We start from the raw sequence: 10,000 nt of genomic DNA, 5'->3' as shown, positions 1-10,000 counted from the left end.
GGCCACTGCGCGAAGGCAAGGGCAATGTGCACGCCGTGATGGGCGCGGGCACCGGTTTCGGCGCTTCGGTGCTGGTGGGCGGGCCCTATGGTCCCTATTGCCTTTCGACCGAAAGCGGCCACGCATCCTGGGCCCCGGTCAATGATTTCGAGCGCGAACTCCACCGCTTCCTGTCGAAAAAGCACGGGCGCGTGACCATTGAAATGGTGCTGTCCGGCCCCGGTCTGGTCAATCTCTACAAGGCCGTGACCAATGTGCGCGGCGAGCCGACGCTGGAGCTGACGCCCGCGCAGATCACGCATCTGGATGGTCCGGACGCACAGGGCTCGCGCTACACGGTCGAAACCTTCCTTGATATTCTGGCCTCGGTGGCGGGCGACCTCAGCCTGTGCCACGGCGCAACGGCGGGCCTGTTTATAGCCGGGGGTATCGCGCCGAAGCTCGCCAAATATATCGACGAAGCGCGCTTCCGCGCTCGCATGGAGGCCAAGGCGCCGCTGGTCTCCTATGTCGAAGCTATTCCGTCGCGCATCATCACCCACGAATGCGCGGCCCTGATCGGGGCGGCCAACGCCTTGACGGACGCCGAAATAATCGCTTAGTGCGCCTGAACAAGCTCCCTGCGCAGCCGGGGAGCGGATGACAACAAGGATACGCCATGACCAAGCCGCTCGACGTTCACACCATCATGACCACGGGGCCCGTCCTGCCGGTGATGGTCATTCCGGATATCGAGATGGCCCTGCCTCTGGCCGACGCCCTGATGGCCGGTGGCATCAAGGTGCTGGAAATCACGCTGCGCACCGATTGCGCGCTGGACGCCATCAAACTGATCGCCAAAGAGCGCCCGGACGCCATTGTCGGCGCAGGCACGCTGCTGACGCCAAAGGATGCCGAAAAAGCCGCCGAAGCCGGTGCGAAGTTCGGCGTGTCGCCGGGCCTGACCAAGACGCTGGCCAAGCAGGATTCGCTGCCGCTGCTGCCGGGCGTTTCGACGGCCTCCGAAGTGATGAAGGCGCTGGAATGGGGCTTTGAGCGCCTGAAATTCTTCCCGGCCGTCCCGGCGGGCGGTGTGCCCATGCTGAAGGGCATCGGTGGCCCGCTGCCACAGGTCAAGTTCTGCCCGACGGGCGGTATCGGCCTTAACAACGCCGCCGATTTTCTGGCGCTGGATAACGTCCTGTGCGTCGGTGGCTCATGGGTCGCCCCGGAAAAGGCGATGAAGGAAGGCCAGTGGGGCGAAATTTCCAAACTCGCCGCCGAAGCCGTGCAAAAGTTTGCGGGCTGAGGTCGCGGCTTCGGAACGGTGCTAAGGCAGGTCCGGGTTAAGTTACCGCTACCATAGAGTTTTTGCGGCGCAGCGTCCTTGACAACGGGGCCTGCGCCGTTCTTCTTTGGTCTGACCAAAAAGACACAAAAGGGAATCCGGGGATTGGCCGCTCAGAATATATGTCGCATCGCAGGGATGGGGGCATGAGAACGCCCAGAGACCGCGGTGTGCCGGGGGCCGGCGGCACCTCGACCATCAATGATGTGGCGCGACTGGCGGGGGTGTCGATCAAGACCGTCTCGCGCGTCATGAATAACGAACCTAATGTGCGCCCGGAAACGCGCGATAAGGTTCAGGAAGCCGCCACGCTTCTACACTATCGCCCGAATCTGCTGGCCCGCTCGCTGGCCGGATCGCGCAGTTTCCTGATCGGACTGTTCTACGACAACCCGAACGCGGCTTATATCACCGACATGCAGCGCGGCGTCATCACGCGGGCGCGCGAGCAGGGCTACCATCTGCTGATCGAGCCGCAGGACAGCCACGCGCCCGATCTGGTGTCGAAGATTTCCAGCCTTCTGGCCACCATTCGCCTCGATGGGGTTATTCTGACGCCGCCCCTGTGCGATATGGCGGTGGTGCTGCACGCCATTGAGGCGGCGGGTGTGCCCTATGTGCGCGTATCGCCCTTCCTCAATCCCGGCCGCTCGCCCTGCGTGCGTATGGATGAGACCCAGGCCGCCTATGAGATGACGCGCCACCTGATTTCTATGGGCCACAAGGATATTGGCTTTATCCGCGGCCACCCGGAACACGGCGGCAGCCATCAGCGTTATGAGGGCTTTGTGCGGGCCCTGCGCGAAAGCCAGATTGAGCCCCGCCCTGAATGGGTCAAGCAGGGCTACTTCTCCTACGAATCGGGCGTTGAGGCCGGGCGCGCCCTGTTTGCCGAAAAGACGCGCCCGACGGCGGTGTTTTCGTCCAACGACTATATGGCGTTCGGGGTGATGGCCTCGGCCCAGCAGGTCGGTATCCGCATCCCGGAAGATGTATCCATCACCGGCTTCGACGATGTGCCGGGCGCCATGCTGGTGTGGCCGCACGTGACGACCATCCGTCAGCCGGTCGAGGCGCTGGCCTATGCCGCCGCCGATATTCTGCTGACCCGTCAGGAAAGCGAAGAGGGCGAACCCGCGCCACAGGCCCCGGACCGCCTGCTGCCCTTTGCCCTGATCGAACGGCAATCGGTGCGCCGTTTATAAGGCTCATGGCTTTGAAGCAAAAAAAAACCGGCAGCCGGATAAACCGGGCTGCCGGGTATAAGGCCATTGCCACCTGAATAATGCCAAATCCAGATGACGATTTAAAATTCTGCGGGCGCGCGACCGTGAAAAAGGGAAAGAAGCCGCGCTCAGCCAGAATTTTAAACTCAGATTCAAACGGTCGGAGGGACCGTTCAAAAAGGAGCACCAACGGGTGGCTAAGGATTGCGATAATCTGACAGCGCTGTCAAGCGTGTTTTTGACGAAGATGGCGATAAGGGCTGCGAAATTTCGGCGCAGGCGTGAAAAATCATGAGAAAACCCGCGGTGCGTCAATGATTTAAAGGTGTGGCGGTTTTTGACGGGGGAGGTGAGAAAATCGTTTTCACAGACGCTTAGCGCGCCTTTCGCCCTGTCTCGCGGCTTGACGCTCTCTGATAGCGCTGTCATTAAGTGGGGCGCTCAAAGCGGCGGTTGCGCGCTTTCGGGCCCGATATACAAATAAGACCGGCAAACGAAACGCCGCGGGAAGAAGGAAGAGAAGACATGCGCAAATCCATGAAGGGCGCGCTGAAAGCCAGCGTGTCCGCAGGCCTTTTGCTGACAGCCCTGGCGACTTCGGGCTGCGTCACCATTATCGAGAGCAAGGGCAAGGCGGAGCCAACGCCCGTGGCGGCGACCCCGGCCGAGGTGGCGACGCCTGCCGCCGTTGAGGTCAACCCCGTGTGGCCGACGACGAAGGATGCGGGCCTGATCGACGCCGATGTCGAAGCGAAGATCGACGCCCTGATGGCCGATATGACGCTTGAGGAAAAGGTCGGTCAGACCGTGCAGGCCGATATTTCGGCCATCAAGCCGGAAGACCTCAAAAAATACCCGCTGGGCTCGATTCTGGCCGGTGGCAACTCGGCCCCCGGCGGCAATGAGCGCGCCACGCCGCAACAATGGCTCGATCTGGCCGACGCCTACTGGCGCGCCTCACTGGAATATCCGTCAAAGAGCAAGATTCCGCTGCTGTTCGGGATCGACGCCGTGCACGGTCACTCGAACCTCGTCGGCGCCATCATCTTCCCGCACAATGTCGGTCTGGGGGCCACGCGCAACCCGCAACTGATGAAGGATATCGCCCGCGTCACCGCCTATGAAATGTCGCTGGCGGGCGTGGACTGGACCTTTGCGCCGACGGTCGCCGTATCGCGCGACAAGCGCTGGGGCCGCGCCTATGAGTCGTATTCGGAAAACCCTGCCGATGTCGCGGCCTATGCCGGCAAGGTCGTCGAAGGCCTGCAAGGCGATACGGGCGGTGATGAGGGCATAAAGCCCGGACACATTATGGCTTCGGCCAAGCACTTCCTCGGCGACGGCGGCACGCTGAACGGCAAGGATCAGGGCGACGCCCAGATCAGCGAAGAGGAACTGGCCACTATCCACAATGCCGGCTACCCGCCGTCGATCGAAGCCGGGGCCTTGTCGGTCATGGCCTCCTTCTCGTCGTGGAACGGTGAGAAGCTGACCGGCAGCAAGTACCTGCTGACCGACGTGCTGAAACACCGCATGGGCTTTAACGGCTTCGTCGTGTCCGACTGGAACGCGCAGGGTCAGGTGCCGGGCTGCACCACCACCTCGTGCCCGCAGGCCTTCAATGCCGGGATCGACATGTTCATGGCCCCCGATTCGTGGAAGGGCATCTATGAGAACACGCTGGCTCAGGTGAAGTCCGGAGAAATCTCCGAAGACCGCCTGAACGACGCCGTGCGGCGCATCCTGCGCGCCAAGATCAAGGGCGGCCTGTTTACGCTGGGCGCGCCCAAGGATCGTCCGATGGCCGGTCACTGGGAAAATCTGGGCAAGGCCGAAAACCGCGCCGTGGCGCGTCAGGCCGTGCGTGAGTCTCTGGTCCTGCTGAAAAACAATGGCTCGGTGCTGCCAGTGAAGGGTGGGGCGAACGTGCTGGTCGCTGGTGACGGGGCCGACAATATCGGCAAGCAGTCGGGCGGCTGGACCATCACCTGGCAGGGCACGGGCAATGCCAATTCCGACTTCCCGAACGGTCAGTCGATCTTTGGCGGCATCAACGACGCGGTCAAGGCGTCGGGCGGTAAGGCCACCCTGTCGGTCGATGGGACATTCAAGGGCAAGAAGCCGGACGTCGCCATCGTGGTGATCGGCGAAGACCCCTATGCCGAATTCCAGGGCGACCGTCCGAACCTCGACTATCAGTCGGGTGAGCGCAAGGATCTGGCCCTCATCAAAAAGCTGAAGGCCGCCGGGATTCCGGTCGTCACCGTCTTCCTGTCGGGCCGCCCGATGTGGGTGAACCCGGAAATCAACACCTCTGACGCCTTTGTGGCGGCCTTCCTGCCGGGCAGCGAAGGCGGCGGCGTGGCCGATGTGCTGATCGGCGACAAGGCGGGCAAGGCGCGCAACGATTTCAAGGGCAAGCTCAGCTTCTCCTGGCCCAAGTTCGCCAATCAGCAGCCGCTGAACCTCAACACGCCGGGCTATGATCCGCTGTTTGCTTATGGCTACGGCCTGACCTATGCCGACAAGGGCGACCTGCTGCCGCTGCCCGAAGACTCCGGTCTGAAAGACGCCGGTGTCGTCAATGTCGATACCTACTTCAATGCCGGCCGCGTGCGCGCGCCGTGGAAGTTCTACCTCGCCGACGCCGATGGCGCGGTGGCGGGCGATCACGGCACGATCAAGTCGCCGAAGGGCGTGGTCACTCAGGCCACGGTCGATGCCGGGGCTCAGGAAAACGGCCGCCTGCTGACCTTTACGGGGCAGGGCAAGGGCGAGGCCTATTTCGCCAGCGATGTGGTTGACCTCAGCCGTCAATCGACCGGCGAACTGGCCATCTCCATCACCTATAAGCTTGAGGCGGCCCCGACGGGTCCGGTGCATCTGGCGCTGGGGCGTGACCGCTTCGTCTTCCAGGAAATGGATGTCGCCAGCCTGCTGAAGGCCGACGGTCAGTTCCATACGCTGAAGGTCAAGCTGAACTGCTTCGCCGCCATCGGCCAGAACATGGCCCAGATCGGCATGCCGTTTGCGCTGCGTTCGGAAAAGCCGCTGAAACTGACCTATACGGCGGTCAAGCTGGCTTCGAACGAAGGCGATGCGGTCTGCCTGAAATAGGCCGAGCCGACAGAACTGAAAAAAATGCGCGGTGGGGTTCACTCCACCGCGCATTTTTTTTGAGGCATGCCGATCGTCTTTTGCTGACGATTGCACATTGCCAAATTCTAAATTTCGATTAATTGTGTGATAATTGCTGCGCAACAGACGCCGCAAAAAACACTCAGGGGGCATTCATGCTTTCAGGTTTCCTGCCCGCCACCAACATACTGGCGGACGTCGATCTCTATATCCTGCTGGCCTATATCGTCGGCATCTTCATTCTGGCGCAGGTGGTGTCGCGCCGCAAGTCCAGCGAGGCGGTGACCTCAAAGGGCTACTTCCTCGCCGGCAATCAGTTGCCGTGGTGGGCCATCGGCGCATCGCTGATCGCCGCCAATATCTCGGCCGAACAGATTATCGGCATGTCAGGGTCCGGCTTCCGCATCGGTCTGGCCATCGCCTCCTATGAGTGGATGGCGGCGATCACCCTGATCATCGTCGGGAAATACTTCCTGCCGGTCTTTATCAAGAACGGCGTCATGACCATGCCGGGCTTCCTTGAACAAAGGTTCGGCCCCAGCGTGAAGTACCTGATGGCCGTTTTCTGGCTGGTGCTCTACGTTTTTGTCAACCTGACCTCGATCCTGTGGCTGGGGGCGACGGCGATTTCGGGCGTGACCGGCGTTGAGCCCATCTATGCCATCGTCGCCATCGGCATCTTCGCCCTGGCCTATCAGATCAATGGCGGGCTGAAGGCCGTGGCCCTGACCGACATCGTTCAGGTGGCCCTGCTGATCCTCGGTGGCCTGATCATCGTCTATATCTCGTTCTCGAAGATCGGCGGTGATGCGGGGGTTATGGGCGGTCTGCACACCCTTTACACGCGCTTCCCGGAGCATTTCGACATGATCCTGTCGAAGGACTCGCCCTTCTATAAGGACCTGCCCGGTATCGCCGTGCTGGTCGGCGGTCTGTGGATCATGAACATCTCCTACTGGGGCTTCAACCAGTACATCATCCAGCGCGCGCTGGCGGCCAAGTCGCTCAATGAGGCGCAAAAAGGCATTGCCTTCGCCGCCTATCTCAAGCTGCTGATGCCGGTCATCGTGGTGTTTCCGGGCCTCGCGGCCCTGATCCTCGCGCCGAATATCGAAAAGGCCGACCACGCCTATCCGGCCATGATGCAGCTTCTGCCCAGCGGCCTTCTGGGGCTCGTCTTTGCGGCGCTGGTGGCGGCGATCATCGCCTCGCTGGCCTCGAAGATCAATTCGATCTCGACCATCTTCACGCTGGACGTGGTGGCCCCCCTGAAAAAGGACATTCCGGATCAGAAGCTGGTGACGATTGGCCGTATCGCTTCGGTGGTATCGGTGATCGTGGCCATGGCCGTGGCGCAGCCGCTGCTCGGCAAGACCGATCAGGCCTTCCAGTTCATTCAGGAGTTCACCGGCTTCTTCACGCCGGGCATCGTGGTCATCTTCGCGCTGGGCATGTTCTGGAAGCGCTGTTCGACCGCCGGGGCCTTTGTTGCCGTGGCCGCCTCGGTCATCCTTTCGACCGTGGCCAAATACGTGCTGCCCGATGTGCCCTTCATGGACCGCGTCGGCTATGTCTTCCTGGCGTCTCTGGCCCTGTGTGTGCTGGTATCGCTGATCGTGCCGAACAAAAAGCCGGTCTCGACCCTGACGCTGGAAGGGGTCAGCTTCAAGACCTCGACGGCGTTCAACATACTGGCGATCGGTGTGGTGATCGTGCTGGTCGCCCTCTATGGGTTGCTGTGGTAGGGATAGGCGGAAACAACGGGAAAAGCGCCTCGCTTGCGGGGCGCTTTTTCGTTTTTACACATAGCGCGGCAACGGAATCTGAGCGTTCGTGACGTTTGATGAGCGATAATCACAGCCTCAGGGAAGATACCGTGACATCGAAGGCTCTCAAAACCGTCCTGCCGGTGCTTCTTCTGCTGGGCGCCTTGCCCGCGGCGGCGGAGGTGACGGCGACCCGCGCCGACGGGCGGCTGACGCTTACTAACGGCCTGATCGAAGCGGTGATCGACGCCAATGGCGATGTGGTATCGTTCAGGGACCTGCGCGGCACGCCAACCGAGTTGATCCAGAGCGGGCAGAAACTCTACTGGGACGCCAATGCCGAGGCGCTGGGCGCGACCGCTTCGCCGCCGCCCAAAAAGGGCTATTACCGCCCGTCCTCCGCCGATACGTCTGTCGAACTGGTCACGGCGACGGCGACGCTGGCCGATGTGAAGATCAGCAGCGGCCCGAGCGAGCATTTTCCGTTCAGGGCCGAGCGCCATTACGTGATGAAGGATGGCCTGCCGGGGCTCTATGCCTATGTCGTCTTCCGCCACCCGGCCGATTTGCCCGCCGCGCGTTTGTGGCAGACGCGCTTTGTCTTTCGCACCTCGCCGCAGGTGTTCAATGCCTGGAGCATTGCGCGCAACACGCTGATCCGCATTCCGCGCGCCGAGGTGACGCAGAAGCTGATGGACGCCACCTTCCGGCTGGCCGACGGGACGGTGAAGACGAAATATCTCAACTCGGTCTATTGGGGGGATGTTCCGGCCTATGGCACCTTGTCCGTGGAGCCGGGCCAGAGCCGCGGCCTCTGGATGATCGAGCCATCGCCGGAATATCACAATGGCGGCCCGATCAAGCAGGGTCAGACCGTGCACGACGATGTGTTGCTGCGCGTGCTGCAATCCTCGCATTTCGGCGCAAAATCGGTGGATGTGCAGGCCGGGGAGGCGTGGTCCAAGGTCTATGGCCCCTTCCTCATCTATGCCAATCAGGCGACGACGCCGGGCCGTCTGTGGTTCGATATCGACCGGCAACTGGCGGCCGAAAAGGCGCAGTGGCCCTATGCCTTCGTCAGCGCCCCCGAATACGCTCAAACGCGCGGCACCCTGACTGGTGAGGTACGCCTGAACGGGGCGGCGGCGGGCAAGAGCCGGGTCGTCCTGTCTGACCCCGGTGCTGTCTGGGCCGACAGCGGCAAGGGCTATAATTATTGGGGCGAGGTCTATGCCGACGGGCAGTTTCGCATCGAAGGCATTGCGCCCGGCACCTATGCTTTGAGCGTCACCGGGGCGGATCAGCCCCACGACCTCAGCGGTCGCACCGTGACCATCCGCGCCGGCGCGCAGGACACGGGCACGATCTTCTGGCAGAAGGAATCGCACGGCAAGACCCTGTGGCAACTGGGGACGTTTGATCGTCAGGCGGCGGAGTTCCGCAATGGCGATGCGGCGCGCGGCTATCAGATGTTCACCCTCTACCCGCAGCAGTTTCCCAAGGATGTCGATTACACCATCGGGCGCAGCGTCGCGGCGCGCGACTGGAACTACGCGCACTGGTCCTGGTACATGAGGGACCCGGTCTGGCACCTGCGTTTCAAGGCGGCACCGCAAGCGGGGAAGGGGACGCTGACCATCGGCATCGCCTCGGCGCAACCGGCCACCGCGCAGGCCCAAAAGTGTGAAGCGGTTTTGGGAAAAACCTGCGCGGCAAAACCCGCTAAGTTGACGGATGTGCGCGTGGCGCTGAACGGTCAGGAGATCGGGGCCATCCGCCTGCCCAAGACCGGCACGGCTGGCTATCGCGGCGGCGTGCAGGATCAGAATTACAATGTCGTGACCTTCACCTTCGACGCATCCTTTCTGAAGGCTGAGAATGACCTGACTTTTCGCCATGCTGACGGGCAGGTGTTTGACCCGGCCCTGATCCGGGCCGCCGAAAGCGCCGCCGCTGACGACGATCAGGCCCCCGGCAGCGCCGCGCCGGGTCAGGTGATGTACGATGCCATTAAACTGGACGTGCAGTAATCATTTGCGTCTCCCGTGAAGCCGCGTTAGCCTTTCGCATTTGCGAAGAGGTGACGTATGCGCGTGTGGGCCCTCTGTCTGGCGATGGTGATGAGCGTAATGATGACGATGACGGCGCAGGCGGCGGCCTATCTGGATAAAACCCCGCGCATCGGCGTCATCTCGGCCTTTGAGCCGGAGTGGCAGGCCCTGATCGGGCGACTTAAAGACGCCCAAAGCTACAGCCTCAACGGCATGAGGTTCGTCACCGGCACGCTGGAGGACAAGCCCGTTGTGCTGACCATGTCGAGCATGTCGATGGTCAATGCGGCGATGAATACGCAGCTCCTTATTGACCGCTTCCACGTCGAGCGCATCGTCTTTTCGGGCATAGCCGGGGGCATCGACCCGTCCCTGAAGATCGGCGATGTGGTCGTCCCGGCGCGCTGGGCACAGTCGCTGGAAACCATTATGGGCCGCAAGACCGCCACAGGCTTCGTCAAGCCGGACTGGCTGACCTGGGCACCGGACGGC

The 10,000-nt window shown here is 62.0% G+C and carries 7 protein-coding genes; all 7 read left to right on the top strand.

Annotation, left to right across the window (positions count from 1 at the left end; all coding sequences use genetic code 11):
- On the top strand, positions 1–602 hold a 602-nt coding region (locus tag LDL37_RS05295; RefSeq protein ID WP_290795303.1), incomplete at its 5' end, for a glucokinase.
- Positions 603–658: 56 nt separating this feature from the next.
- Positions 659–1,288, top strand: a complete 630-nt coding sequence (gene eda / locus LDL37_RS05290; RefSeq protein ID WP_126421265.1) for a bifunctional 4-hydroxy-2-oxoglutarate aldolase/2-dehydro-3-deoxy-phosphogluconate aldolase — start codon at positions 659–661, stop codon at positions 1,286–1,288.
- Between the two features lie 185 nt (positions 1,289–1,473).
- Positions 1,474–2,532, top strand: a complete 1,059-nt coding sequence (locus LDL37_RS05285) for a LacI family DNA-binding transcriptional regulator (protein WP_290795300.1) — start codon at positions 1,474–1,476, stop codon at positions 2,530–2,532.
- Positions 2,533–3,078: 546 nt separating this feature from the next.
- Positions 3,079–5,670 (top strand): exo 1,3/1,4-beta-D-glucan glucohydrolase, encoded by a 2,592-nt coding sequence (locus tag LDL37_RS05280; RefSeq protein WP_290795297.1) that lies wholly within the window; start codon positions 3,079–3,081, stop codon positions 5,668–5,670.
- A gap of 176 nt (positions 5,671–5,846) precedes the next feature.
- Positions 5,847–7,436 carry a sodium/sugar symporter gene (locus tag LDL37_RS05275; RefSeq protein WP_290795295.1) on the top strand — a complete coding sequence of 530 codons (1,590 nt, stop codon included), beginning with the start codon at positions 5,847–5,849 and terminating at the stop codon, positions 7,434–7,436.
- Positions 7,437–7,567: 131 nt separating this feature from the next.
- Positions 7,568–9,487: a polysaccharide lyase family protein gene (locus LDL37_RS05270; RefSeq protein WP_290795293.1), complete on the top strand. Its 1,920-nt coding sequence runs from the start codon at positions 7,568–7,570 to the stop codon at positions 9,485–9,487.
- A 57-nt stretch (positions 9,488–9,544) separates the two neighbouring features.
- Positions 9,545–10,000 (top strand): 5'-methylthioadenosine/S-adenosylhomocysteine nucleosidase (locus LDL37_RS05265; RefSeq protein ID WP_290795291.1); only part of this gene is annotated, 456 nt, incomplete at its 3' end.

The organism is Asticcacaulis sp. (assembly GCF_020217185.1).
Classification (GTDB): domain Bacteria; phylum Pseudomonadota; class Alphaproteobacteria; order Caulobacterales; family Caulobacteraceae; genus Asticcacaulis.
Note: the sequence above shows the minus strand (reverse complement) of the source record. Positions and strands in the feature narration are given on the sequence as shown.

Coding starts and splice junctions, on each gene's coding strand:
- eda (WP_126421265.1), top strand. CDS start 659: ATGACCAAGCCGCTCGACGTTCACACCATCATGACCACGGGGCCCGTC.
- LDL37_RS05285 (WP_290795300.1), top strand. CDS start 1,474: ATGAGAACGCCCAGAGACCGCGGTGTGCCGGGGGCCGGCGGCACCTCG.
- LDL37_RS05280 (WP_290795297.1), top strand. CDS start 3,079: ATGCGCAAATCCATGAAGGGCGCGCTGAAAGCCAGCGTGTCCGCAGGC.
- LDL37_RS05275 (WP_290795295.1), top strand. CDS start 5,847: ATGCTTTCAGGTTTCCTGCCCGCCACCAACATACTGGCGGACGTCGAT.